This is a genomic window from Microbacterium ureisolvens, assembly GCF_019511645.1.
In the GTDB taxonomy this organism is placed as follows: Bacteria; Actinomycetota; Actinomycetes; order Actinomycetales; family Microbacteriaceae; genus Microbacterium; species Microbacterium ureisolvens_A.
In genome coordinates this window covers 96,843-123,421 of sequence record NZ_JAEUAX010000002.1, presented here as the reverse complement: position 1 = coordinate 123,421, position 26,579 = coordinate 96,843, and the positions used below count along the sequence as shown (strand labels likewise).

Genomic DNA, 26,579 nt, shown 5'->3' with positions numbered 1-26,579 from the left:
CCTGTCGTCGTGGTGTGTCAGCGGATCTCGCGCCACAGGGCGCGCTGGTCGATGCGGGCGTCGTCGAGTTCGGAGAGCCCGTCGGCCGACGCCGCGAGCCTGGCCGCCGCGTCGACCGGCAGATGCACCCCGGTGTCGCGGCAGAGCGGAAGGATCCGCACCTCGACGCGGGCGTCGGGCCCGGCGCCGATGTCGTGGAGGTTCGCGACGAGCTCGGAGCCGTCCCAGAACCGGTCGGTGGCGGTCGCGCCGTCGACGCGCAGCTGCGCGACGTCGCCCGCCCACCGCACACGCAGCACGGCGTCGTCGCCGAGCCCCGCGGGGATGTCCAGGCGGTACACCGCCGCGTGGGCGTCGAGCACGGCGTCGTCGGGCGCGGCCTGCCGGCCGTCGCGAGAACCGTAGTCCCCGGACGGCGCCGTCGACGCCCGCACGCGACGGACGGAGACGGATGCCACGACCCCGGTGCCGTCCGCATGCTCCCACCGCGGGGTGAGCCAGGCGCCGTCGACGTACTCCCGCACGTCGGGGGCGTCACCGCTCCCACGCACCGACACTCGGCCCGCGGCATCCCACGTGACTTCGTCGGAGCCGACGAGGAGTCGCCGCCGCCCACCCGCGGCGGCGTCGACGACCCACACGCGAGCGGCATCCGCGGCCGGCAGCACGAGCACATCGAGGGTCGCGCCGACCGCCCCTTCGATGCGCACCGGCGCCGCGCCCGGCGTCACCGCATACGCGACGCCGTCGTGCGCGACCTCCACCGAGATGCCGGCGTCCTCGAGCAGCACGAGCGTCGGGGGAGTGCTCGCCGACCCGGGCAGCACCGTGATCGCCGAGGCCGTGGCCCAGTCGACCGTCACGGACCCGACCGAGAGGCTGAGCGGCCAGCGGGCGAGGGTGCCGGCCGGGATGTCGACCGGCGCGCTGGGCATCTCGACCGGGCCGTGGCTCGTGTCGATGCGGAAGCGTGCTCCACGATAGGTCGGCAGCGGCACGTGCGGCTGATGCCAGCCGATGAAGACGAACCCCGAGCCCTCGTCGGCCCGCACCGCCCAGCGGAGGGTCTGGGAATCCTCGACGCCCGAGGGGCGTGCATCGGGCAGGTGCGACGGCATCGGTGCGAGCCGCTCGCCGAACGCCTCGATGAACGCGTGCTGCAGGCGCAGCGCCGCATGGCTCGGCGCCGCGCGGCCGGCCTCGCCGACAGGGGCGTGGAAGTCGTAGCTCAGCCGCGTCATGTCGTTGGGGTAGCCGGTGGCCTGCGTCTCTTCGAGGCCGGGCCCGGGGTTCGTGCCCCCGGCGTACATGTAGTAGCCCTGCCATGCCGAACCGCTGCCGAGCTTGGCGTGCGCGACGGCCGCGATGTCGAGCGCGTCCGGACGCGGGCGGCGGTGGTACGCCGTGGCCATGCCGCCGCCGAGCTCGCACGTCGCCGCCGGGAACCACGGCGAGAGCTCGGAACCCGGGACCGTCGATGAACCGGAGCCGGCAGCATCCGTCCCCCGCACATCCGCGCCGATGCCGGGATCGTCCCACGCGTGGGAGAAGAAGAAGTGCGCGCGGAAGGTCGGGTCCCACGGCTCGCCGGGGTCGACCCAGAAGCCGTCACCGTACCCGCCCCACAGGGGCAGGACCTCCGGGTCGGGAAGATCCGCGCCTCCCCACGCGGTCGCGGTCCAGAGCGCCGCCGACATGCCCGCCTCGCGCGCGAGGCGCTTCAGCGTGACGAGGTGTCCCGGCTGGTCGTACAGCTCGTTGTCGAGCTGGATCCCGAGCACGGTGTCGGGCGTGCACCGGCCGTCGAGTGCGGCGCCGATCCTCCCGAACCACTCCCGCACGAGGTCGAGGTATTCAGGATCGTCGGTGCGATGGCGCACCGGCGCGCGCTGCACCCAGTCGGGCAGCCCGCCGTTGCGCATCTCGCCGTGCACCCACGGGCCGATCCGCAGCACGACCTCGAGCCCCTCGGCACGCACCGCGTCGACAAACGCGCCGACGTCGTAGCGCCCGTCGAACCGCGCTTCGCCGCGCACCGGTTCGTGGTGCAGCCACGGCACATACGTCGACACCACGGAGACGCCCCCGGCGCGCATGAGGCGCAGCCGCGCGGTCCACCGTTCGCGCGGCACCCGCGTGTAGTGGAGCTCACCCGATACCGGCAGCCACGGTCGTCCGTCACGCCGCAGTGTGCGACTGGTCAGCGCGAGACCTGCGCGCACGTCCTCGGTGTTCGCCATCGCCGGCCGCAGCTCGGCGCGGGGCTGTCCGGTGAGGTCTGCGCGCAGCATCCGTGTCTCGGTTCCACCCGGTGGGGCAGCGCTCACGCGAGCCGGACCGCCGTCCACGACACGGCGGGCAGCGTCAGCGACAGCACATCGCCGACGACGGATGCCTCGGCCTCACGCACGCCGACGCGCTCTCGGTCCTCGAGGGTGTTGGCCGCGTACATGTCGTCCTCGTGCATCAGGTGCGACTCGACGACAGCGACCTCGCGGCCGAGGACGCGCACCAGCGGCTCCAGGTCGACGCGCAGGCTCGCCGCATCCGTCGTCGAACGGTTCACGACGAACAGCGACACGCCCTCGTCGTCGATGGTCGCCACCGCGTTCACGGCCTCGACCTCGCCGAGCTTGTCGCTGGTGAAGGTGCCCGCCGACACCGGCACGCGCAGGGCGCGGCCCTGTGCGAGGCGCGAGGTGATCGAGAACGGGAAGAAGGTGGTCTGCCGCCAGGCCGGACCGCCCGGCTCGGTCATGATCGGGGCGATCACGTTGACGAGCTGCGCGAGCGACGCGGAGCGCACCCGATCGGCATGCTGGAGCAGCGTGATCATGAGGTCGGCGAAGACGACGGCGTCGAGCGCGTGGTATTCGTCTTCGAGCAGGCGCGGCGCGACCGGCCACGCCCCGCCCTTGAACTCGTGGCCCGACTCGGTGCCGTCGGGGTTGAAGAGGTACCAGACGTTCCACTCGTCGAACGAGATCATGATGCGCTTGTCGCTCTTCTTCGTCGCGGCGACCGCATCGGCGATGGAGACGACCGACTCGATGAACCGCGCCATGTCCACCCCCGACGCGAGGAACTCCTGCGCGTTCCCGTCGTACTCCTGGTAGTAGGAGTGGCAGGAGATGAAGTCGACGTCGTCGAAGGTGTGCTCGAGCACGGTGCGCTCCCACGACCCGAACGTCGGCATCGATCGCGACGACGAGCCGCACACCACGAGCTCGACGCCCGGGTCGAGCATGCGCATCGCCTTGGCGGTCTGAGAGGCGAGCGCGCCGTAGTCGTCGGCGTTCTTGTGGCCGATCTGCCACGGGCCGTCCATCTCGTTGCCGAGGCACCACATCTTCACGCCGAAAGGTGCAGCGCGGCCGTTCTCGGCGCGCTGATCGGTCCATGCCGTCCGCGTGTCGGCGTTCGCGTACTCCAGGAGATCGAGCGCCTCCTGGGTTCCGCGCGTGCCGAGGTTGACGGCGAGCATGAGGTCGCTGCCGACGCGATCGAGCCAGGCCTGGAACTCGTGCAGCCCCACCTCGTTGGTCTCGGTCGAGTGCCAGGCGAGGTCGAGGCGGCGGGGGCGCTCGGCCACCGGGCCGATGCCATCCTCCCAGCGGTAGCCCGACACGAAGTTGCCGCCCGGGTAGCGGATGCTCGAGACCCCGAGCTCCTTCACGAGCTCGATGACGTCGGTGCGGAAGCCGTCGGCGTCGGCGGACGGATGCCCCGGCTCGAAGATGCCGTCGTAGATGTGGCGTCCGAGGTGCTCGACGAAGCCGCCGAACAGGCGACGGTCGATGTCGGCGATCTCGTCGTGCGGGTCGAGCCGCGCCGTCGCTTCGGTCGCAGAGGTCACGGGTGCTCCTTCAGGGGTCGGTCGGGCTCCGGCGCGCGTCGTGCCACCGGGGCATGGCTCAGTCGGGCGTGCGCTCGTGCCGCAGGATCAGCGAGATGGCCGCAGGGCGCGCAGGCAGTCGGTGTCGCGGCAGCACCCCCGGCCCGCACGTCGCGGTGCCCACGCCCGACTGGGCCAGATCGATCGACACGAAGGTGCGTCCTTCAGGGGTCAGCTCCCAGTTGTGGGCGGCAGCGGCGAGGGTCTGCCGGCTGTGCCGCGAAACCGTGAGCGCGAACGAGTGGTCGAGGGCCGACACGTGCAGCGTGCCGCCTTCCGTGACGATTCTGGCATCTCGGACGCCGATTCGGGAACCGCTTTCCTGGGGTTTCACGTTGTCGACCGTCAACTCGCTGGGGTCGAGGTGCCACCAGCCGAATCGCGCCCCCGATCGGAGGTCGGGGTAGCTGTGCATGGGACCGTAGCCGGCGAGGTCCGCGCCGAGGGGCTCGCCCGCGAGCACGAGGTCCAGGCCGAGACGGGCCCACTCCGTCGTCCAGGCGGCGTTGGGCTCGAGCTCCACGTCGAGGCGCACCGCCCCGTCGCCGACCGCGCTCCAGCGCACCGTGGCGTCGATCGCGCTGTCGAGGATCGGCGTACCGGTCCTCGTGCGGACGACCACCTCGTCCAGGCCGGGCTGCACGTCGATCAGGCGCGTCACCGTGCGGTCCATGCCGGCGGCGCGCCAGCGCTCGGCATAGCGCGGCAGGTCGAGTTCGTCCGTCCCCTGATCACGGTCGTTGTCGGTGGGCGCTCGCCACACGCCCACGATCGGGCCGGTGATCTCCAGGTCGCCCAGGCGCACGAGCCCGCCGGTCGCGACGTCGAAGCGCGCCGCGCCGATCCCCTCCTCGGTCGCCTCCGCGGCGACCCTCGGCGGCACGGGCGGGCGGCCCTCGCGCACGTGCTGGCCGCTGGCGAGAACGTGGCCGGCGCCGGCCCAGGGCGAGTCGGCCGTCGTGACCGCCTCCACCGTCAGCACGTCGGCGACCTCGGCAGAGGCATCCGACCGTCCCGCGTCCGGCAGTTCGAGCGTGACGGCCTCGCGGGGCCCGCAGGGGGGCGCCGTGAGCGTGCCCGACGCGGTGACCGCGCCGTCGACGACGCGCGACCACTGCAGCCGGATGTGCCCGAGGTCGAGGAAGTCGAACCGGTTGGCGATGCGGACGCTCGTGCGTCCGGGGTCGACGTCGATCACCACCGGTGCGATGACGGCCGCATAGTGGAGCAGACCGGGCCGCGGGTTGCGGTCGGCGTCCACGAGCCCGTCGATCACGAAGTTGCCGTCGTGGACGGCCTCGCCGAAATCGCCGCCGTAGAGGGTCCGGCTGCCGCCGTCCGGGCCGTCCACCGTGATGCCCTGCTCGATCCACTCCCACACGAAACCGCCGGCATGACGCGGGTAGGCCTCGAAGAGATCCCAGTACTCCTCGAGGCCCCCGGGCCCGGTGCCCATGGCGTGGGCGAACTCGCACTGCAGGAAGGGCAGCGTCAGACGGTGCGCCTCGGCCGGGGTCGCGTCGAACCGCGCGGGCCGCAGGACCTCCTCGCCGATCTCGCGCACCTCGTCGTGCGATGCGTACATGCGCGAGTACACGTCGACGTACCGGCTCTCCCTGTCGCCCTCGTAGTGGATGAGCCTGCTGGGGTCGACGGACTTGGCCCAGCGGGCCATCGCCTCGAGGTTCGCGCCCACGTGGGACTCGTTGCCGAGCGACCACATGATGACGCTCGGGTGGTTCTTGTCGCGGTGCACCGTGCGCTGCATGCGGTCGAGGAACGCGTCCCGCCACGCCGGGTCGGTGCTGGGGTTGCCGCGCCAGCCGACGTGCTCGAAGCCGTGGGTCTCGAGGTCGCACTCGTCGATGACCCAGAAGCCGAGCTCGTCGAACAGGTCGAGCACGTCGGGGTGCGGGGGGTAGTGCGACGTGCGCACCGCGTTGATGTTGTGCCGCTTCATCAGCAGCAGCTCGTCGCGCGCCACGGTGGCGTCGAAGACGCGACCGTGCCGCGGACGGTGCTCGTGCCGGTTGACTCCCCGGAGCATGATCGGGGATCCGTTGACGAGCAGCCGCGCATCGCGCACCTCGACCCGGCGGAAGCCGACCTGCAGTGAGACCGTCTCCGTCCCGGTGCGGATCTCCACGTCGTAGAGGCGGGGGTGCTCCGCGTTCCACGGCTCCACCCCGGCGAGGCGCAGCGACCCCGTGGCCGGGACGTCGACACCGAGCTCCTCGATCACGAGGCGGGCGACGCCGCCCCCGTCGACCTCCGCCGCGACGTCGAGGATCCCCTCCGACGCGTGATGGTCCCAGTCGGCGCGCACGAACAGGTCGGCGATGCCGCCGTCGGGCCGGGCGAGGAGCGTGACGCTGCGGAAGATCCCCGGCAGCCACCACATGTCCTGGTTCTCGAGGTAGGTCGCATCGCTGAACTGTGCGACCCGCACGGCCAGGCGGTTGACGCCCTCCATGAGCAGTCCCGACACGTCGAACTCGTGTGTGAGCCGGCTTCCGCGCGTCGTCCCGACGAGCGTGTCATTCAGCCAGATCTCGGCCGCCGACTCGATGCCGTCGAAGCGCAGCAGCCTCCTGCCGTGAGCGAGGACGGCGGCCGACGCGGTGAAGTCGAGGCGGTAGTCGCCGATCGGATTCGCATCCGGCGGGAACGGAGGGTCGACCGGGAAGGGCATCTGCACGTTCGAATAGGCGGGCGAACCGTACCCCTGCAGGTTCCAGTGCCCGGGAACCTCGACCGTGCCCCATCGTGCGGTGTCGCCATCCCGCCAGTCGGCGGGCGCGCTTCGGAGGGAGGGTGAGACCCGGAAACGCCAGTTCCCGTCGAGCGACTGCTCCGGGGCGTCCGAACGCAGGCGGGCCCGGGGGGCGATGGTGCCGGAGCCGGGGCGGGTGGTGGCGATCCTCATATGTTCCTCGTCGGCGAGTGGTGAAGAGGGCGGTGCACGTCGCGATGGAAGACGCTTTCCCATTGGATCACAGGGAGTGGGAAGGCGCTTGCCCGATGGCGCAGTTTGCATTAATGTCCTAACATCGTATCAGCGATGGACTCCGAGCCCCCAGCTTCGGAGTCGCACAGAGGACGCGAAATCCCGCGCCCGATCGACAACGATGTTGGCCCCTGGTTCCCCAGGGCGAAAGGGAATTCCAATGAAGCATTCAGTCACCGCCCGCATGCGGGTGACTCTCGCCTTCGCTGCCGCGGCCGTCACCGCCGTCGCCCTCACCGGGTGCAGCGGCTCGGACGACGCCGGCCAGTCCGACGAGCCCCTCCAGTTCTTCCTCTCGGGCGACGCCAACCAGGGCGGCGGCTACGCGCACATGGCGGAGAAGTACGAGGAGGAGACGGGCGTCAAGGTCGAGATCGTCGACATCGCGAACGACGACCTCGCGACCAAGCTCCGAAACGCGGCTCAGGCGAACGACCTCCCGGCGCTGGCTCGTGTGGGCGCGGTCGACCCGGTCTGGCGCAGCGAGGCCACCGACCTCTCCGACATCACCGACGGCAGCCAGATCCGCACGGAGCTGTCCGACAAGGACGACGACGGCAACGTCATCTCCCTCCCGTCCGACATCACCGCGGTCGGCATGTTCATCAACAAGACGCTGTTCGACCAGGCCGGTGTCGCGTACCCGACCACCGAGGACGACATCTGGACCTGGGACGAGTACGTCGCGGCCGTCAAGCAGGTGCAGGCGGCCACGGGCACCAGCTACGGCATGGTGATGGACAAGTCCTCGCACCGCCTGAAGGCGTTCCTGTACGAGTTCGGCTCGGACTACTTCCAGCCCGACGACTCGGGTGAGTTCAGCACCAACGACCGCACGAAGGTGGCGCTGGAGTACTTCAACTCGCTCAACGACGACTCGTTCATGCCCCGCTCCGTGTGGCTGTCGGACGCCGACGGCAACGCCCTCTTCAAGAGCGGCGACGTGGTCTCCTACCTCTCGGGCTCGTGGCAGATCGCCGACTTCGCCGTCAACATCGCCGACTTCGAGTGGGCCTCCGTGTACCTGCCCCAGGAGGAGGAGCGCGCGACGAACTTCGGCAACGCCGCATCCATCGTCGTCTTCGACGGTCCTCAGCAGGAGGCCGCGCACGACTTCATCAAGTGGCTGTACGAGCCCGAGAACTACACCGAGCTCTCGGAGACGTCGTCGTTCATCCCGGCGATCGACGGCCTCGACATCACCTACGCCTCGCACGCCGAAGCGTTCGACATCTACAACCAGGACATCGCGGCGTCGCCGGACATCGTGGGCGAGATCAAGGAGATGGAGCTCCAGTACGGCGCGCAGAACGTGACGACCGACGGCGACCCGGTGCGCGACGAGACGGTCAAGTACCTGAACGGCGAGCAGGACGTCGACACCACGATCGAGAACATCAACGCACTGTTCACGGACCAGCTGGGTGCGCTGGAGTGACGATGTCCACCACCAAGTCCGTCGATGGTCGCAGCGCAGAGACGTCAGCGGTCATCACCGTGGAGCGGCGCGCGAAGCGCGCGCGCCGCTCCCGGCGGAGCTCGACGACCTTCGTCCTGGCGCCGCTGTCGTTCATCGCGGTCGCGGTGGTGCTGTTCGGGCTGTTCTTCCTGTGGCCGGGCGCCCTCGGCCTCTGGTACTCCTTCACCGACTACAGCGGTGTCGGCACCCCCGATTTCATCGGAGCCGAGAACTACATCGACCTGGCCCAGGACCCGGTGTTCTACTCGGTGCTCGGCCGCACCTTCCTCTACACGTTCCTGTCGGTGCCACTGCACTACGCGGCGGCGCTCGGTATCGCAATGCTGCTGACGAGCTCGCTCGCCAAGGGCAAGGCGACGGCCCGGATCATCTTCTTCCTGCCGTGGCTCATCTCGCCGATCGTCGCCGGTGTCATCTGGAAGTGGCTGTTCGGCGAGAACTTCGGTCTCGTGAACTACATCATCGAGCTGCTGGGCGGCAACGGCCTGCAGTGGGAGACCAACCCCAACCTCGCGCTGGTGCTCATCCTCATCGTGAGCACGTGGGGCGGCACCGCCTTCAACATGCTGCTGTTCATCGCGGCCATCCGGAACATCCCGCAGTCCTATCTGGAGGCGGCCCAGCTGGACGGTGCGAGCGGGTGGCAGCGCTTCTCCCGCATCATCCTGCCGCTCTTGCGCCCGACGTCGTTCATGGTGATCCTGCTCACCACGATCGGGTCGATGAAGGAGTTCGCCATGGTGCAGGCGCTCAACGGCGGTGGACCGGGCACCTCGAACATGTTCATCGTGCAGTACATCTACCGCACCGGCTTCGAGCGCGCCGACGTCGGCTACGCCAGCGCCGCGTCCATGGTCCTCATGGTGATCCTCATCATCATCGCGCTGATCCAGATGCGCTTCGACAAGAGGAACGATCTCGCATGACAAACCTTCGATCCGCGAAGCGCTCGCGTCCTCGTGCCGCCGGACCGCTGCGCTCGCTTCCCAGCACCCTTCTGCTCTGGGTCCTCGCCCTGGGATTCTTCATCCCGGTCGCGTGGTTCATCCTCAGCTCCTTCAAGCCCGGCTCGGAGCTGTTCAGTCTTCCTTTGACGCTCTTCCCGAAGGACTGGACGATCAGCGGCTACTCCACCGCGTGGAACCGCTTCAACTTCGCGCAGTACTTCCTCAACACGTCGATCGTCGCGATCGTGACCACCGTGCTGACGGTGCTGGTCAGCGCGATGACGGGTTACGCGTTCGCGAAGTACAAGGCGTGGTGGCTGAAGGTCTTCTTCATCTGCATGCTCGCGACGACGATGCTGCCGACGGAGGTCATCATGCCGAGTTCGTTCGCGGTGGTCCGCGACCTCGGTCTGTACAACAGCCTGGCGGGCATCATCGTGCCGTCGATCATCACGGCGACCGGCATCTTCATGTTCCGTCAGTACTTCAGGACGGTCCCGGACGAGCTGCTCGAGGCGGCGCGCATCGACGGTGTCTCGGAGTTCGGCGCGTTCTGGCGCATCATGCTGCCCCTTGCGAAGCCGATCGCGGTCGTCCTGGCGATCTTCTCGTTCCAGTGGCGCTGGAACGACTACATCTGGCCGCTCATCGTGCTGCGCGACCCCGACCGGTACACGCTCCAGGTGGCGCTGCGCTCGATCGTCGGCGCCGACAACGTCGACTGGTCGGTGCTGCTGTCGGCCTCGGTGATCTCGCTGGTCCCGATGGTGATCCTGTTCGCGGTCTTCCAGCGGCAGATCATGAACGCCGACATCAACTCGGGGCTGAAGGACTGATCCGTGACGGACTCGGAATTCGAGGCGGCGCTCCAGGCGGCGGTCGCCGACGAGGTCCGCCGCGAGCTGGCATCGGGCATCGGGCCTCACGAGCGGCACCGCCACCTGATGGAGCGCGCCCGGCTCTTCGTCGCGGCGTACCTGTGGCCGCGGTCGGCTCACGCTGGCGAGGGCGCGCTGATCGACGCCGCCGCGGAGAGCGTCGGCGCGGTGCATGCGCTGCAGGGCCCGAGCGGGCTGTTCGTCGGCGGCGACAACGTCGACTCCCCACCGGACTCCGCCTTCACGGTCAACGACCTGTGTGACGCGCTCCATCTCATCGCGCAGGCGCCGGCCGACGAGCGGGTGGCGCTGGCCGCCCTCGAGGCCGAGCTCACGGCCATCGCGGATGCGGCCGAGCCTGCGCTCCTCGTGGGCGGCGTGCACACGCCCAACCACCGCTGGGAGATCTCGGCCGCGCTCGCGCGGCTTCACCGCCGGCGCCCGTCGCGGGCGCTGCGCGACCGCGCCGAGCAGTGGCTCGCCGAGGGCGTCGACATCACGCCCGACGGCGTCTACTCCGAGCGCAGCGCCAACTACGCGGCCTACGTCTCGAACCCGTCGCTCACCGTGATCGCCGACGTGTTCGACCGCACGGACGCACGGCAGGCCGTCATCCGCAATCTCGAGAGCACGCTCGGGCTGATCCACCCCGACGACTCCGTCGAGACGGTGCACTCGCGACGCCAGGACCAGCTCACGCGATTCCCGCTCGCGCCGTATCTGGCGGCGTACCGGCGCTACGCCATCGACCTCGGCCGGGGCGACTTCGCCTGGGCCGCGCGTCGCGCGCTGGGCGGCGGCATCCCTCACGCCTCGGCGGTGCTGACCGAGCTTCTGGTCGCGCCCCGGATCGGGCAGGAGCTTCCGGATGCTGCGCCCCCGGCGCCGCAGCGCGCGTGGGAGCAGTCCGGGCTCGTGGTCGACGACACGGCGCGCCGGCGCCTCGTGGTGTTCGGCGGCAGCGACTACCCGCGGTTCCGCCGCGTGCGGTCGGGCCTGTCGGCGAACCCCACGTTCCTGCGCATGTTCGCGGGCGACGTGGTGCTCGACTCGGTGCGGCTGTCGCGCGACTTCTTCGGTCTCGGGCCGTTCCGCGCGGACCGCTTCACGACACGACCCGACGCGCTGGGCTACGAGCTCGCCGAGACGGTCTGCGCTCACTACTACCAGCCGCTCGATGCCGATCGCCGCTCGCCCTCGGGCCAGTACGCGCTGACCGACGACGGACGCTTCTACGGCTCGATGTCGTTCGGCGACCGCACCACCGACGACGTGAGCCTGCAGACGGTCATCGATGTCGAGCCCACGGCCGACGGCGCCGTCGTGTCGATCGCGGTGGACGGCCCCGACAGTGCCTGGGCCCTCGAGCTCGCGTTCGGCGACGGGGGCGTGTTCGAAGGGGTCGCCGAGAACGGGGCCGGCACCCGGCTGCTCGAGTCCGGCGCCGGGCGCTACCGCGTCGGCGACACCGCCATCGCCTTCGACGCCGGCGACGGCTATCGCGCTTGCGGCGCCGGTCGCTACGAGCCGGGCGAGGACTACGCGTTCCTCGGCGCGAGCGATGCCGCCGCCGGCTGTCGCGTGTACCTGACCGCGCGCGCCCCGGGCCGGCTCGTCCTCAGGCTCCGCGCAGAAGGGGTCGCCGAATGAGCGCCGTCATCGACGCCATCGGCTTCGACACGCTGCGGGCGCTGCGCGCCGAGCGCCCGGACGCCGTGCAGGAGGCGCTGTCGCGCCGTGTGCGGCGCGATGTGGTCCGCGGTGACGGCCGGCTGTTCATCGTCGCGGCCGACCACCCCGCGCGGGGTGCGCTGGCGGTGGGCGACCGCGACGACGCGATGGCAAGCCGCTATCTGCTGCTGGAGCGTCTCGCCGTCGCGCTCGGTCACCCCGGCGTCGACGGCGTCCTCTCCACGCCCGACATCATCGACGATCTCGCGGTGCTCGGCCTCCTCGACGACAAGGTCGTGGTGGGCTCGATGAACCGCGGCGGCCTGCGCGGCTCGGCGTTCGAGATGGACGACCGCTTCACCGGGTACGACATGCCGTCGATGGTGCGCTCGGGGATCGACTTCGCCAAGGTGCTGCTGCGGGTGAACCTCGCCGACACCGGCACGGCGTCGACCCTCGAGGCGACCGCACACGCGGTGACCGCCGCGGCCGAGGCGCGGATTCCGATCATGGTCGAGCCGTTCCTGAGCCGGTGGGTCGATGGCCGCATCGTCAACGACCTGACCCCGGACGCCGTGGTGCTCTCGATCGCGATCGCCGCAGGACTCGGTGCCAGCAGCGCCTACACCTGGATGAAGCTGCCCGTCGTGCCCGACATGGCTCGCGTCATGGAGGCGACGACCCTCCCCACGCTCCTGCTCGGCGGCGACTCGGGCACCGACCCCGACGAGACCTTCTCCTCGTGGGAGGATGCTCTCGCGCTCCCGGGCGTTCGCGGCCTGACCGCCGGACGCGCGCTGCTGTACCCGCCGGACGGCGACGTCGCCGGCGCCGTCGACGCGGCCGCGCGTCTCGTCCACACCGATCTCTGACCCGATGGGGGACCGCATGAGCAGTGCCGAGGCGAACCGATGAAGGCCACCGTCGCAGGGGCGCCGGTGAGCTTCGGCGTGTTCGAGATGACCCCCGAGGGAGCGGCGACTGTTTCGGCCGACCAGCTTCTCGAGGTGCTGGCCGACGCCGGGTACGGCGGGGTCGACCTCGGCCCCGTCGGCTTCCTCGGTCGTGACGCCGATCTGCGGGCGCGGCTGTCGCGCTTCGGACTCGAGCTCGCCGGCGGGTGGGTGCAGCTGCCCTTCTCGGACGACGAGGCGTTCGAGGCCTCCCTGCCGTCGCTGCACGATGCGCTGCGCGTCTTCTCCGACGCCGCGGAGGCAGGACCCGGCCGCCTGCCGCTGCCGACGCTCGCCGACGACGGATCCGTCGCGCGCCGCGCGCGCCCTGGCCGCGGCGACGACGTCGACCCGCTCCCCGACCCCGCCTGGGAGCGGCTGTTCGCGAACACCGAGCGCGCGGCCGGCATCGTGCGCGCCGCCGGCTTCGAGCCGACCTTCCACCACCACGCCGGCACCTTCGTGGAGTCGCCCGAAGAGATCGACCGCTTCCTCGCTCACGTCGACGTCGACCTCACGCTCGACACCGGGCACCTGCTCATCGCCGACGGCGACCCGCTCGACGCGGTAGCCCGGTGGGGCGACCGCATCAACCACCTGCACCTGAAGGACGTCGACCTGGCGGAGCTCGGGCGTGTGCTCTCGTCCGGCGGCGGGATGACCGAGGTGTGGTCGTCGGGCTCGTTCGTGGCATTCGGCCAGGGCGACCTCGACCTGGCCGGCGTCATGGACGCCATCGAGGCGCGCGGCTTCGACGGGTGGGTGGTCGTCGAGCAGGACGTCCTGAACGCGCCCGACGTCGCGATCGACGCCTTCCGCACGGCGCGTGGCGACGACCAGCGCGTCAACCGCGCAGCACTCCGCCCCTGGGTTTGAGCGCGACATCCATCCCCACCCCACGAGAAGGACACGCCGTGACCCACGCCCCCCTCCGCTTCGGCCTCATCGGCACCGGCCGCATCGGCCAGGTGCACGCCGCCAACATCGCCGCGAACTCCGACACGACACTGTCGTGGGTCGCGGATCCGTTCGTCGACGGCGCCACCGCCGTGGCCGACAGCTTCGGCGGGCGGGTGACGGCGGACGCCGGCGAGCTGTTCGCCGCCGACGACGTGGACGCCGTGCTCATCGCCTCGCCGACCCCGACGCACGTCGACCTCATCGAGCGCGCGGTGGACCGTGGCATCCCGGTGCTCTGCGAGAAGCCGATCGACCTCGACATCGCGCGCGTGGAGGCTCTGCGCCCGAAGGTCGCCGCCGCAGGCGTTCCCGTGGCGCTGGGCTTCAACCGCCGCTTCGACCCCGCCTTCGCGGAGGTGCGCGCCCGTGTCGCGGCAGGCGAGATCGGAGCCCTCGAGCAGCTGACCATCATCAGCCGTGACCCCGCCGCCCCGCCCGCCGACTACGTCGCGGTCTCGGGCGGGATCTTCCGCGACATGACGATCCACGACTTCGACATGGCGCGCTTCTTCCTCCCCGACATCGTCGAGGTCAGTGCCATGGGATCGACCACCTTCGACGAGGGCGCCCGCCGGCACGGCGACTACGACACGGCGGTCGTGACGCTCCGCGCCGCATCGGGCGCGATAGTCACGATCATCAACTCGCGCCACAGTGCCGTCGGCTACGACCAGCGCCTGGAGGCGTTCGGCCCCCTGGGCACGCTCCAGGTCGCGAACCGCTCGACGAGCCTCGTGAGCCTCTCCACCGCCGAGCGGGTCGAGGCCACCGCCCCCTACGAGGACTTCTTCCTGCAACGCTACGCCGAGGCCTACGCGGCCGAGCTGCGCGCATTCGTCGCGCTCGTGCGGGACGGCGCGTCGGAGAGCCCCACGTTCGACGACGGCCGCGCGGCCCTGCTCCTCGCCGACGCCGCCCAGCGCTCCGCGACCGAGCGGGTCGCGGTCGCCGTCGGACTTCACTGACCCGCGATACCCGGCGGACACACGGATGCCGCGGCCTCGTGCCGCGGCATCCGTATGCGCGATTCGGACGCGGATCAGCCGAGGATGGCGTCCGCCTCGGCGAAGAACTGCGTCACGGCGTCGTCCACCGAGATCGCGCCGAGACCGATCGACTTGCCGAGGTCCCAGAAGGTCTGCTCGAGCGAGCCGTAGCCGACGACCGGGACCGGCGGCGCGTCGCCGATGCGGTCGGCGGCCGACTCGATGTAATCGGCGACCTGCTTGTCGGCACCCTCGAGGGGCGTGCCCTCGAGCTTCGACGAGGACGCGGGGAAGCCGAGCGTCGTGCCGAAGATCTCGCCCGCTTCCGGGCTGTTCACGACGAAGTCGAGGAACAGTGCCGCGGCCTCGGGGTGCTCGGTGTTCGCCGCGATCGCGACCTGGAGGCCCGCCTGGCGGTAGAGGTCCTTCGAGCCTTCCTTCGCGGTGGGCGGCGCGATGAGCGAGATCGACGAGGCGCCGGAGTCGGCGAGGTAGCCGCCCAGGAAGTTGCTCCAGCTCATCTCGCTCGCGGTGATGCCGGCGCCGAAGCCGGACTTGGGCGAGAGCTCCTCGAGCGTCTGCTGCGGCACGGTGACGCCGTCGCGGATCTCGGAGCCGGACTCCCAGAACTCGCGCAGATCGTCCTCGGTGAACCCGAGCTCGCCGTCCTCGGTGTAGAGGTTGTCGCCGTTCGCGCGCAGCTGCAGCTCGAAGACCTGGATCCGCTGCGTGTAGTCGGTGCCGCCGTACACGGCCCCGCCGGTGGCGTCGGTGACCGAGGCCATCCACTCGTCGAAGTCGGCGAAGCTCGTGCCGCCCTCGGGCGCCTCGACGAGGGCCTCGGCAACGAGGTCGTCATTGACGAAGTTCGCCCACAGGCTGTAACCCGTCGGCAGCGAGTACTGCACGCCGTTCAGAGCGCCCGTGCCGAGCAGCGACTCCTCGAACGTCGTCATGTCGATGTAGTCCGACACGTCGGCGAGATCCAGCAGGTTGCCCGACTCCGCGTACTGGCGCAGGTAGCTGTCGGAGAACTGGAACACGTCGGGCAGGCCCCCGCCGGCCGCCTCCGTCTGGCGCTTCTCCCAGAAGCTCGGGAAGTCGGTGAACGACGTGTTGATCGTGATGTTCGGGTACTCCTCGTTGAACGCCGCGATCAGCTCGTTGTAGCGGGTCGCGCGGTCGTCGTTGCCCCAGAACGCGAAGTCGAGGGTGACCTTCTCGTCGGGGTCGAACGCCGTGGCGTCGCCCTGGGCGCCGCCGGAGCAGCCCGAGAGGACGAGCGCGGCGCCTGCCGTCAGGGCGGCGGTCGCGAGCAGGGTGCGATGTGCGGGCATTCGGATGCTCCAGTCTTCTCTTCTGGTGGGGTGTCAGGGGGTGCTGGCGGCGCGGGCGGCCGAGGCGAAGGTGCCGGCGCGGGCGGGTGCGGTCACGAACGCGACGCCCTGGGGGTCGAGCACCACGCGCTCGACGGCGACACCGGTCTCGGCATCCGTCCCGTCGATCGTGATCTCGACGCGCTGGTCGCTGTGGTTGATGAGGGTGACGAGGTCCCCCCGGCGCGCCGCCTCGACACCGGCGGGCAGATCCGCCACGACCGGGCCGACACCGGATGCCGCGACCACCACCCCGACGACGGCGTTGAGCGCGTCGGGGGTGGGCTGCGTGGCGGTGTACCAGGCCTCGCCCGAGCCGAAGCGGTGGCGGGTGAGTGCGGGGGCCCCCGCATGCGGGCCCGACGTGAACGCGGCGATCGTGGTCGCGCCGGTCGCGTGGACCGCCTCGGCGACCAGGCGGCCGGACCGCGCGGCCCCGTCGAGGTCGAACGTCACGGCGCCGCGGCCTGCGGCCTCGCGCGCTGCCTGGACGGCGTCGGAACTGAGCCCGCCGACCCCTGCGCCGCCCGAGGACGGGCCCGCGAGAGCGCCGAAGTCCTCGAAGCGCAGGCCCAGCACCGGGCCGAGCTGCGTCAGGAATCCGCCGTCGCGGAAATGGTCGTGCGCGTCGACGATGTCGGTGAAGGGACCGGTGAGGAGCGTCCCCCCGTCGTCGACGAAGCGGGCGAGCGCCGAGGCGCCCTCGTCACGCAGCAGATACAGCGCCGGCGCGACCACGAGCGCGTAGGTGTGGTCGACCTCCTCGGGGCCGACGATGTCGACCTGGATATTCCGTGCGTGGAAGGCGCCGTACCACTCGAGCACGATCGCGAGGTAGTCGATCTCGGTGGGGTGGTCGCGCTCCTCGACGGCCCACCAGTTCTCCCAGTCGAAGACGAGGGCGACCTGCGCGTCGCGGCCCGGCGCGGGAAGTTCGGGCAGCGCGGCGAGGCGCGCGCCCAGTTCGGTCACCGCGTCCCACGTGCGGGTCCCGGTGCCGGCATGGGGGAGCATCGCCGAGTGGAACTTCTCGCTGCCGGCGCGGGACTGGCGCCACTGGAAGAACATGATCCCGTCGGCGCCCCGCGCGATCGACTGCGCGGTCTCCGCCACCAGCGCGCCCGGGCGCTTGCCCGGATTCGCGGGACGCCAGTTGACGGCATCCGTCGCCTGCTCCCACAGCAGCCACGCAGCGCCGGGCTTCAGCGAGCGCACGAGATCACGCTGGAATGCGGCGTCGCGCACACGGTTCGGGTTCGCGGGATCCGGGTAGCAGTCGTCGGCGATGACGTCCATGTGCGGCGCCCAGCGGCGGTAGTCGGCCGGCTTGAACGGGCCCATGAAGTTCGTCGTGATCGGCTGCGTGGCGCCCGCCGCGAGCAGGATCTCGCGCTCCATGAGGTAGCACTCGAGCAGCATGTCGCTCGTGAACCGGCGCCAGTCGAGCATCGACGACGGGTTATGGCTGTAGGGAGCGAGCCGGGGCGGGAAGATCTCGTCGAACGAGCCGTAGCGCTGCGACCAGAAGCTCGTGCCCCACGCCTGGTTGAGCCGCTCGACGGTGGCGTACCGGGCGGCGAGCCAGCCGCGGTACGCGTCGCGCGCAGCATCCGAGAAGTCCATCCAGAGGTGGCAGCCGAACTCGTTGCCGACATGCCACATCACCACGGCGGGGTGGTGGACGTACCGCTCGGCGAGCCGGCGCACCAGCTCGCCCGCCAGCCGCCGGTAGGTCGGCGACGACGGCGCGAAATGCTGACGGCTGCCCGGCCAGTACGACGCGCCCGACTCGTCCGCGGGGAGCGTCTCGGGGTAGGTCGCGCTGACCCACGGCGGCGGAGAGGCGGTCGCCGTCGCCAGGTTCACCGCGATGCCGCCGGCGTGGAGCTTGTCGATCACGGTGTCGAGCCATGCGAAGTCCCACACGTCCTCGGCAGGTTGGATCCTCGACCACGCGAAGATGCCCAGGCTCACGATGTTGACGCCGGCCTCCTGCATCAGGCGGACGTCCTCATCCCACACCTCCTCCGGCCACTGGTCGGGGTTGTAATCGGCGCCGTACAGCACGTCGAGCGGGCTCCTTCTGGCTGGTCTTGCTTCGAGAGGGGAGTGGTGATCAGCGGCGGCCGCGGCGCGCCGGCAGGGCGACGACGGCGAAGGCGGCGCAGCCGAGTCCGGCGATGATGAGCGGTGCGAGCATCCAGGTCATGACGCCGACAAGCACCGTCGCTGCCGCGACATACACGGCGGCGATCGGATCGGTGGCGATCGACGATGGGATGCTGCGCACCGCCGCGCGCCAGCCGCGCTCAGGCGTCCACGTGCCCGCGGCGAGGAGCAGCGCGACACCTGCTCCGACCAGCCCGGCCCAGCCGACGATCGAGACGAGGCCGCCTCCGGGGAGTGCGCCCGAGTCCGCGAGGAAGATGTCGAGCGTGAGGACGAACGCGAGGACGACGGCCGCGGCGCCGACGACCAGGCCCCCGGGAAGCGCCTGCTTCCAGTCCTGCCAGTACGTCCTCACGTGGGACTGCTCGGCGTCCACATAGCGGCGGAGGTGACGGATTCCGGCCGCCAGCGCCGCCGGCAGCGTCACGATGAGCACGCCTCCCGCGGCCACGAGCAGTCCGGTCAGCAGCACCTCGCCGAAGAGGGCGAAGGCTCCCTTGGCGCCCGGGTAGCGGGCCGGCTCGCGCTCCTCGAGCGTGGGCCCGGCACCCGACGCGTCGGCGCGACGCGCGGCGCGCAGTTCTCGGCGGTCCATGGCGGTCCTATCCCTTGAGTCCCTGGGTGGCGACACCGTCGACGAGGAAGCGCTGGAACACGAGGAAGAAGAGCAGCACCGGGATCAGCGCGATGAACGAGGCGGTGACGGTGGCGCCGTAGTCGCTCACCGAGGTCTGATCGTTGTAGAGGCGCAGCGCGATGGGCAGCGGGTAGTTCTCGGGGCTGGTGAGGTAGAGCAGGGGTCCGAGGAAGTCGTTCCACGCCCAGATGAACGCGAAGATCGAGCAGGTGATCAGGGCGGGCTTGATCAGCGGCAGGATGATCGACCAGAAGATGCGCACGTGTCCGGCGCCGTCGATGCGGGCGGCTTCGTCCATGTCGCGGGGCATCTGGCGGATGAACTGCACGAGCAGGAACACGAAGAACGCCTCGGTGGCGAGGAATTTCGGCAGCAGCAGCGGGATGAACGTGTCGATCATGTCCAGGCGCTGGAAGATGATGTACTGCGGGATGATCACGACGTGGAACGGCAGCAGCAGCGTGCCGATCATCGCGGCGAACAGGATGCCCAGGCCCTTGAACTGGATGCGGGCGAACGCGTAGGCGGCCAGCGACGACGACAGCAGCACGCCGATCACGGAGCCGGCGGCGATGATGAACGAGTTCAGGAAGAACCGCCACATCGGGACGCCCGCGATGCCCTCCATCACCTTCGCGTAGTTGTCGATGGTGGGGTTGTTCGGAAGCAGGCCCATGTTCGAGCCGAACTCGCTGTTGGGCTTGAACGTGGAGAACAGCAGCCACACCAGCGGGTAGAGCACGACCGCGGTGACGGCGATGAGGACGACGAACCAGATCACGGTCTGCCAGGTGCCGCGCTTGACCTTGCGGCGGGGCTGCTCAGGGGTGGCGTCGAGCTGGTTCTCGAGGGTGGCGATGGCGGGTTCGCCGAAGCTGGTGGTGCTCATCGGTTGTCTCCGGCGTAGTGGACCCAGCTGCGCTGAGTGCGGAAGAGGATGAAGGCGATGATCGCGACGACGATCAGAAGGACCCACGCGATGGCGGCGGCGTAGCCCATCTGGCCGTCCGAGAAGCCGCGCTTGTAGAGGTACAGGGTGATGAAGTTCGTCATGCCGGCGGGGCCGCCCGTGCCGTTGGAGATGATGTAGGCGGACGAGAACACCTGGAACGCGCCGATGAGACCGAGCAGCAGGTTGAAGAAGATCACCGGCGACAGCATCGGCAGGGTCACGGCGCGGAAGCGGTGCCAGGGTCCGGCTCCATCCATCTCGGCGGCCTCGTAGAGCTCCTTGGGGATCTGCTTGAGGCCGGCCAGGAAGATCACCATGGTCGCGCCGAACTGCCAGATCGCCAGCAGGATCATCGCGGGCAGCACCAGCGCGGGGTTGCCGATCCACCCGCCCAGGTCGATGCCGATCGCCGACAGCGAGTTGTCGACGGGGCCGTCGTTGGCGAACATCGCCCGCCACACGATCGCGACCGAGACCGACCCGCCGATCAGCGACGGGGCGTAGAAGGCGGAGCGGAAGAACCCGGCGCCCTTGTCGCGGTAGTTCAGCAGCATCGCCACGCCCAGCGCGGCCGCGAGCGTGATGGGGGTGCCCACCAGCACGTAGATCAGGGTGATCTGCGCGGATTGGATGAACGCCGGGTCGGACGTGAACATGCGGACGTAGTTGTCCAAGCCGATCCACTGCGGCGGCGTGAAGATGTTGTACTTCGTGAACGACAGGTACAGCGAGTACGCCATCGGGATCAGCGTGAGGCCGAAGAACCCGACCAGCCAGGGGATCAGGAACCCGTACCCCGCCAGCGTCTCCTTCATGACGCGCCGGCGCTGACCCGCCCGGTTCACGTGCTCAGGGCTGCTCCGGCGGAACAGGGACCGGCGTGAGGACTTCTCACCGGTCACGATGACTCTGGTCGCTGTGGTGCTCACGAGACTCTCCGATACGGGTTTGTGGAGTAGTGGTGTCCGGGTCCGGGCGCATCGTACGCCCGGACCCGGAGGCTGTCACTGGTTGAGGACGACGTCCATCTCGGAGAAGAACTGCGAGACCGCATCTTCCACGGTGACGGTGCCGAAGCCCAGCTCGGTGCCGAGCTGGCGGAACTTCTCCTCGAGCGTGCCGTACCCGACGATCGGCACCGGCGGAGCGTCGCCCAGGCGGTCGGCGATCGACGCCTCGTAGTCCTTGACCTGCTGGCTCAGCGGGTCGAGCTCGGCCGCGTCGAGGGCGGTCTCCGAAGCCGGGAGGCCGCGGTTCGTGCCGAAGATCTCACCGGACTCGGGCGAGTTCACGAGGAAGTTGACGAGGGTCGCCGCCGCCTCGGGGTGCTCGGTCTGGGACGAGATGGTGTGCAGCATCGAGGGCTTGAGATACAGGTCCTTCGCGCCCTCCTCCGTGACCGGGGGAGCGATGAGGCCGAGCTCGGTGTAGCCCTCGCCGAGGCCCGCGAGGTAGCCGGCGCCGAAGTTGTCCCACGTGAGCTCGCTCGCCGTCAGCGCGCTGTCGAAGGCGCCCTTCGGGGCGACCTCCTCGACGCGCTGCTGGGGGACGCCGATGCCGTCCTCCCGGATGGGCGCGCCGGACTCCCAGAACTCGGTGAGGCGCTCCTCGTCGAAGCCGGGCGTGCCGTCCTCGTCGAAGAGGTTCTTGCCCTCCGAGCGCAGCTGCAGCTCGAAGTTCTGGATGCGGCCCGTGTAGTCGCCGCCGCCCCAGAATGCGCCGCCCGCGCCGTCGGTGACTTCGCCCATCCAGTCGGTGTAGTCCTCCCAGCTGCCGCCTTCGAACTGCTCGACGCCGGCCTGCTCGAGCAGGACCGGGTTGGTGAACAGCCCCCATGCGTTCGTCGAGGTGGTGATGCCGTAGGTGGTGTCGTTCACGACACCGATGTCGAGGATGTTCTGGGGCAGCGGGTCGGTCTCGATGATGCTGCCGAGGTACGGGTCGAGGTCGAGCAGGAGGCCGTTCTCGGAGTACTGGCGCAGGTACGAGTAGTCGAACTGCATCACGTCGGGAAGGTTGCCGCCGGCCGCCTCCGTCTGACGCTTCTCCCAGAACTCCGGGAAGGTGAGGAAGGTGGAGTTCACCGTGATGTTCGGGTACTCCTCGTTGAACGCGGCGATCGCCTCGTTGTAGAGCTCTGCGCGCACGTCGTTGCCCCAGAAGGCGAGGTCGAGCGTCACCTCTTGATCGGGGTCGAATGTGGGCGCGGCGTCGGGGGTCTCGCCGCTGCCGCCGGCGCAGCCGGCGAGCACCAGGGCTGCGCCCGCTGCGATCGCGGCTGCGGCAGAAGCCCTCTTCTTGCTGAACATCCTTGTCCTCCTTGTGAACGTCTGCGTTCTGTTGTGCCCGCGGGACGTTCGTCGTCTGTGTGCGGGGTGGGCGCTCCGGGTGCGAGGTGCTGGAAAGCGCTTGCCGGCTACGGTACCTCGTCAAAAAACGTTTCGCAAGACATCCGGCCGAGAAATTAGAACGATTCAGTAACGGCCGCCACTGATCGGCGCGAACGTCCTGCGCACGATCCCCGTGGGGCCCGCGGGGCGGGCGGGAGATCCGGGCGGTTCAGCGCTCGGGGGCCCGCTCTCGGGTCGGATCGACCCTCATCCGGCCGGCCGCAGATCGATCACGGCGCTGGCGAAGCCTTTGCGGTGCGTCGGGTGCGCAGCGAGGTCGTCCGGCGTCACGACCGCGCCGTCGGCGTCCGCCGAGGCGTAGATGGCAGCCACCAATTCGATGGAGCGCGCCGGCGCTTCGGCCGTCGGCGGCAAGGGTGCGCCCGCGCGGAGGGCGTCGAACACGTCGCGCAGCAGGTACACATGGTCGCTGCGCTCCTCGGGGCCGGTGATCTCCCACGTCGCGGCCTCGTCGGCGTCGACGAACGGTGCCGGCGTGATGCGCCAGTTCTCGTGGCCGTGGCCGTACAGGTGGTCGACGGTGATCGTGGCCTTCTCGGTGTCGATGCGGATCGAGCTCGTCTCGCGCGGCGACAGCGTGCTCGAGACGACCTGCGCGACGACGCCGCCCTCGAACACGACGGTCGCGGTGGAGACGTCTTCGGTGTTCGTCTCCCGGTCCAGGCGCCAGAGACGCCCCTCGACCCGCGTCCAGTCGCCGAGCAGGAACGCCAGCAGGTCCAGCTGGTGGATGGCGTGGCCCAGCGTCGTCCCGCCGCCCTCGGTCTCCCACTTCCCGCGCCACGGCACCGCGAAGTATGCGGCGTCGCGGTACCAGAGCGTCTGGCACTGCGCGACCAGCGGCCTTCCGAGCGCGCCGGAGTCGAGCAGGCGCTTCACATGGGCAGGTGCGGTGCCGGTGCGCTGCTGGAAGACCACCGCGAGTTGCCGGCCGGCGGCGGCCGCAGCATCCGTCATCTCCTGGAGCTCGTCGAGGGAGGGTGCAGGGGGCTTCTCCACCACGACGTGCGCCCCCGCGGCGAACGCGGCGAGCGCCTGCGCCGCATGGGCGCCCGGGGGAGTGCAGATGTGCACGACATCGGGGTGCTCGGCGGCGAGCAGGGTGTCGAGGTCGTCGTACACGGCGGGCGCGCCGTACGCGGCGGCGAAAGCCTCGGCCGACGCGCGGCTGAGATCGGTGACCGCGACGAGCTCCGCGTGCGGATACGCGTCGATGGCCCTGATGTGGGAGTGCGCGATGGCGCCGGTGCCCACGATGGCGCAGCGGAGGGTGTCGGTCACGATGGCTCCTTCGGGTGATCGCGAACGGATGCTGCCACCCGCGGCATCCGTTCCTTCCAGGGTAGGCGGTGGTGACGGAAAGCGCTATCCGGGACGATCCGGTCAGCGGGGGAGGCCGGTCTGCGTCGCGTGCAGGCGGGCGTAGCGGCCATGTGCGGCGACGAGCGCGTCATGCGCGCCGATCTCGACGACCTGGCCGTGCTCGAGCACGACGATGCGGTCCGCCTGGCGGATCGTCGACAGGCGATGGGCGACGACGAGCGTGGTCCTGCCCTTCATGAGCCGGTTGAGCGCCTCCTTCACGAGCTCCTCCGACTCGGGGTCGAGGGCCGACGTCGCCTCGTCGAGCAACAGGATGCGGGGGTCGCGCACCAGCGCCCGCGCGATCGCGAGCCGCTGGCGCTGCCCGCCCGACAGGCGGGCGCCGCGCTCGCCCACCACGGTGTCCCATCCGTCGGGGAGGCGCTCGACGAACTCGGCGGCGTTCGCGTCGCGCAAGGCCGCGTGGAGGCGCTCGTCCGACACGTCGTCGAGGCCGTACGCGATGTTCTCGCGGATCGTGCCCTCGAAGAGCACCGACTCCTGCGGCACGACCGACACCGACTGGCGCACGGTGCGCAGATCGAGGTCCTGCATGTCGACGCCGTCGAGCAGGATGCGGCCCGCTGTCGGGCGCACGAAGCCGAGCACGAGATTGAGCATCGTCGACTTGCCAGAGCCCGACGAGCCGACGAAGGCCACGGTCTCACCCGGCGTGATGTCGAGCGAGATGTCGTGCACGGCGTCCCGGTCCGCCCCGTCGTATCGGTGGGAAACGTGCTGCAGCTCGAGGCGGCCGCCGACCCGCCCGACGGCGCGCTTGCCCTCGTTCTGCTCGAGGTCGGGCTCCTGCAGCACCTCCGAGATCGACCGCATCGACTCCATCCCCCGCGCGCCGACGGGGATCAGCATCAGCAGCTGGGTCAGGCCGCCGGTCAGCAGCGTGAAATAGGTCGACAGCAGCACGACCTCGCCCGGGCTGATGGGGAGGAATCCGGTGAGCGAGAAGATCGCGGCGAGCACGAGGCATCCGACTCCCAACAGCTGCATCGCGACCCACGAGATGGAGGCCACATGGCCGTTGAGCATGTCGAGGTGCAGGCCCGCGCGACGCACGCCGTCGGCGCCGGAGGCCACGCGGGTCACGGCCGTCTGCTCCAGCCCGTGCGCGCGCGTGACCGGGATGAGTGAGGCCATCTCGCCGACCCGCGCCGAGAGCGTCTCGACTTCGCGGCGGAACACCTCGTTGCGCTCACGCGAGCGGTTGCGCAGTCCGTACCGGATGCCGATGGCGATCGGGACCGCGAGCGCATAGACCGGAAGGAACTGCGGCACGGCGATCGCTGTCATCGAGATGGCGCCGATCATGACCATGGTCGCCGACAGCAGCGGGTGGGTCACCTGCTGGAGCATGAGCTCGATGTTCTCGACGTCGCGCACGACCTTCGTCTGCACGATCGATGAACTCACCCTGGTGTGGTAGCCGATCGAGAGGCTCTGCAGCCGCGCCGCGAGCGCGTTGCGCAGGTCGGCGCCGGTGTCGCGCACGACCGTCATGAAATTGCGCGTGTAGACGATGTGCATCGGGTAGTTCTGGATGAGCAGGACGGCGGCCACCGCGAACCAGATCAGCACCGTCGAGACCTCGCCCCCGGTCGCGACGATGTCGATGATCCGTGCCGTGACGACCGGCAGGAACCACAGCGGGATCTCCTTGCAGGCGAACGCGAGGATCGCCACCGTCATGCGGCCGGGCCGGCGGGCGAGCAGCTTCAGGACGGAGCGGCCGGGACGCGGATTCTGCGCGATCGAGATGATGCGGATGGGTCCGGTAAACGCTTTCTGCGTCATGCCGACATGGTACTGGCGCGAACGATCAGGTCGGGCCGGTAGACCACACTTGCGAGGTCGGAGCCTCGGGCGCCGTTGATCCGCGCCAGGAGCATCTCGGCCGCGGTGCGGCCCATCTCGCGGGCCGGCTGGCGCACGGATGTCAGCGGCACGCCGGCGATCGCGGCGAACTCGATGTCGTCGTAGCCGACCACGGCGACATCCTCGGGCACCCTCACCCCGCGGGAGATGAGGCCGTGCACGAGTCCGATGGCGAGATGGTCGTTCGAGGCGACCACCCCGTCGGGGCGGTCGGCGGCGGAGCGGGCGGCGAGCTGCTCCCCGAAGGCCACGCCGAGATCAGACGTGGTGCGCTGGGTCCAGATCGGCTCGAGGGTCGCGCCCGGAAGCTCCGTGACGGCATGGCGAGCGCCCTGCAGTCGCTCCCGCACCTGGCGCACCTCTGCGCGCGCGCCGACGAAGGCGAGCCGCCGTCGCCCCGTCGCGAGCAGGTGCTCAGCGGCGAGCCGGCCGCCGGCTACGTCGTCGAACGAGACCGAGGGCAGCTCGCCCGTGTCGTCGATCGCGTCGACCAGGACCACCGGGATGCCGCGACCGCGCAGTCGCCGCAGCCAGGGTTCGAGCGGGCCGAACGGGCTCACCAGCGCCCCCTCGACCTGCACGCGCTCGAACAGCTCGAGGTGATCGCGCTCCTTGGCGAGGTCGTCGCTCGAGTTGCCGACCAGTACGCGCAGACCTGCGGCGGAGGCGGCGTCCTCGGCGCCGGCGACCATGTCGGCGAAGAAGGGGTTCGCGATGTTGATGACGGTCATGCCGACGAGACCCGACCGCCCCGCGCGCAGCTGCTGCGCCGCCTGCAGCGGCACGTAGCCGAGCTGGTCGGCGGCGGAGCGCACGCGGTCGACGAGCCGCCCGCTGACCATGTGGGGACGGTTCAGGGCGTTCGAGACGGTGCTGATCGAGACGCCCGCACGCTCGGCAACATCGCGGATGCCGACTCGCTTCATGTCGTTCGTCCCGTCATGCTGATCCGGCGTGCGGCCGGAGCGGACGCCTCGGTGCGTCCGATCCGACTATGGTAGGCGC

19 protein-coding genes are annotated in these 26,579 nt (G+C 70.2%); 7 read left to right on the top strand and 12 right to left on the bottom strand.

Annotated elements, in window-relative coordinates; genetic code table 11:
* Positions 1-17: 17 nt before the first annotated feature.
* The 3 genes from JNB61_RS04750 to JNB61_RS04740 are packed head-to-tail and all read right to left on the bottom strand — an operon-like array spanning position 18 to position 6,821.
* Positions 18-2,291: a beta-galactosidase gene (locus JNB61_RS04750; protein ID WP_220338885.1), complete on the bottom strand. Its 2,274-nt coding sequence runs from the start codon at positions 2,289-2,291 to the stop codon at positions 18-20.
* Between the two features lie 32 nt (positions 2,292-2,323).
* A complete protein-coding gene (gene arfA, locus JNB61_RS04745) occupies positions 2,324-3,856 on the bottom strand; it encodes an arabinosylfuranosidase ArfA (protein WP_220338884.1) in 1,533 nt (510 codons plus the stop codon).
* Between the two features lie 58 nt (positions 3,857-3,914).
* Entirely contained in the window at positions 3,915-6,821 is a 2,907-nt protein-coding gene (locus tag JNB61_RS04740; protein ID WP_220338883.1) for a glycoside hydrolase family 2 TIM barrel-domain containing protein, read from the bottom strand.
* A 241-nt stretch (positions 6,822-7,062) separates the two neighbouring features.
* Between JNB61_RS04740 and JNB61_RS04735 the strand changes: the two genes are divergently transcribed.
* The 7 genes from JNB61_RS04735 to iolG are packed head-to-tail and all read left to right on the top strand — an operon-like array spanning position 7,063 to position 14,756.
* Complete coding sequence (locus JNB61_RS04735) at positions 7,063-8,340, top strand: ABC transporter substrate-binding protein (protein ID WP_223214632.1); 1,278 nt, start codon at positions 7,063-7,065, stop codon at positions 8,338-8,340.
* A gap of 2 nt (positions 8,341-8,342) precedes the next feature.
* Positions 8,343-9,308, top strand: a complete 966-nt coding sequence (locus JNB61_RS04730; RefSeq protein ID WP_220288582.1) for a carbohydrate ABC transporter permease — start codon at positions 8,343-8,345, stop codon at positions 9,306-9,308.
* Positions 9,305-10,165 carry a carbohydrate ABC transporter permease gene (locus tag JNB61_RS04725; RefSeq protein ID WP_220288583.1) on the top strand — a complete coding sequence of 287 codons (861 nt, stop codon included), beginning with the start codon at positions 9,305-9,307 and terminating at the stop codon, positions 10,163-10,165. The genes JNB61_RS04730 and JNB61_RS04725 overlap by 4 nt, the downstream gene beginning before the upstream one ends.
* A gap of 3 nt (positions 10,166-10,168) precedes the next feature.
* Positions 10,169-11,857 carry a hypothetical protein gene (locus JNB61_RS04720; RefSeq protein WP_220338882.1) on the top strand — a complete coding sequence of 563 codons (1,689 nt, stop codon included), beginning with the start codon at positions 10,169-10,171 and terminating at the stop codon, positions 11,855-11,857.
* Entirely contained in the window at positions 11,854-12,750 is an 897-nt protein-coding gene (locus tag JNB61_RS04715; protein ID WP_220338881.1) for a Cgl0159 family (beta/alpha)8-fold protein, read from the top strand. Before JNB61_RS04720 ends, JNB61_RS04715 begins: the two co-directional genes overlap by 4 nt.
* A gap of 39 nt (positions 12,751-12,789) precedes the next feature.
* Entirely contained in the window at positions 12,790-13,707 is a 918-nt protein-coding gene (locus JNB61_RS04710; protein WP_220338880.1) for a sugar phosphate isomerase/epimerase family protein, read from the top strand.
* Between the two features lie 38 nt (positions 13,708-13,745).
* Positions 13,746-14,756, top strand: a complete 1,011-nt coding sequence (iolG, locus tag JNB61_RS04705) for an inositol 2-dehydrogenase (RefSeq protein WP_220338879.1) — start codon at positions 13,746-13,748, stop codon at positions 14,754-14,756.
* A 74-nt stretch (positions 14,757-14,830) separates the two neighbouring features.
* Here iolG and JNB61_RS04700 read toward each other — a convergent pair whose 3' ends face one another.
* From JNB61_RS04700 to JNB61_RS04660, 9 genes are all read right to left on the bottom strand, one after another.
* On the bottom strand, positions 14,831-16,114 hold the full coding sequence (locus JNB61_RS04700; protein ID WP_220288588.1) for an ABC transporter substrate-binding protein: 1,284 nt from the start codon (positions 16,112-16,114) through the stop codon (positions 14,831-14,833).
* A 33-nt stretch (positions 16,115-16,147) separates the two neighbouring features.
* The gene (locus tag JNB61_RS04695; RefSeq protein ID WP_220338878.1) at positions 16,148-18,220 is read right to left on the bottom strand and encodes a beta-galactosidase; all 2,073 of its coding nucleotides are present in this window, start codon (positions 18,218-18,220) and stop codon (positions 16,148-16,150) included.
* Positions 18,221-18,269: 49 nt separating this feature from the next.
* Positions 18,270-18,917 carry a DUF624 domain-containing protein gene (locus tag JNB61_RS04690; protein ID WP_220338877.1) on the bottom strand — a complete coding sequence of 216 codons (648 nt, stop codon included), beginning with the start codon at positions 18,915-18,917 and terminating at the stop codon, positions 18,270-18,272.
* Between the two features lie 7 nt (positions 18,918-18,924).
* A complete protein-coding gene (locus tag JNB61_RS04685; RefSeq protein ID WP_220288591.1) occupies positions 18,925-19,848 on the bottom strand; it encodes a carbohydrate ABC transporter permease in 924 nt (307 codons plus the stop codon).
* On the bottom strand, positions 19,845-20,840 hold the full coding sequence (locus tag JNB61_RS04680) for a carbohydrate ABC transporter permease (protein WP_220288592.1): 996 nt from the start codon (positions 20,838-20,840) through the stop codon (positions 19,845-19,847). Before JNB61_RS04680 ends, JNB61_RS04685 begins: the two co-directional genes overlap by 4 nt.
* Positions 20,841-20,915: 75 nt before the next feature.
* Complete coding sequence (locus JNB61_RS04675) at positions 20,916-22,220, bottom strand: ABC transporter substrate-binding protein (RefSeq protein WP_220288593.1); 1,305 nt, start codon at positions 22,218-22,220, stop codon at positions 20,916-20,918.
* Between the two features lie 288 nt (positions 22,221-22,508).
* Positions 22,509-23,603 carry a Gfo/Idh/MocA family protein gene (locus tag JNB61_RS04670; RefSeq protein WP_220338876.1) on the bottom strand — a complete coding sequence of 365 codons (1,095 nt, stop codon included), beginning with the start codon at positions 23,601-23,603 and terminating at the stop codon, positions 22,509-22,511.
* 102 nt (positions 23,604-23,705) lie between these two features.
* Positions 23,706-25,493, bottom strand: coding sequence for an ABC transporter ATP-binding protein (locus tag JNB61_RS04665; RefSeq protein ID WP_220288595.1), 1,788 nt, complete (start codon positions 25,491-25,493; stop codon positions 23,706-23,708).
* Positions 25,490-26,500, bottom strand: coding sequence for a LacI family DNA-binding transcriptional regulator (locus JNB61_RS04660; protein ID WP_220338875.1), 1,011 nt, complete (start codon positions 26,498-26,500; stop codon positions 25,490-25,492). The genes JNB61_RS04665 and JNB61_RS04660 overlap by 4 nt, the downstream gene beginning before the upstream one ends.
* Positions 26,501-26,579 lie beyond the last annotated feature (79 nt).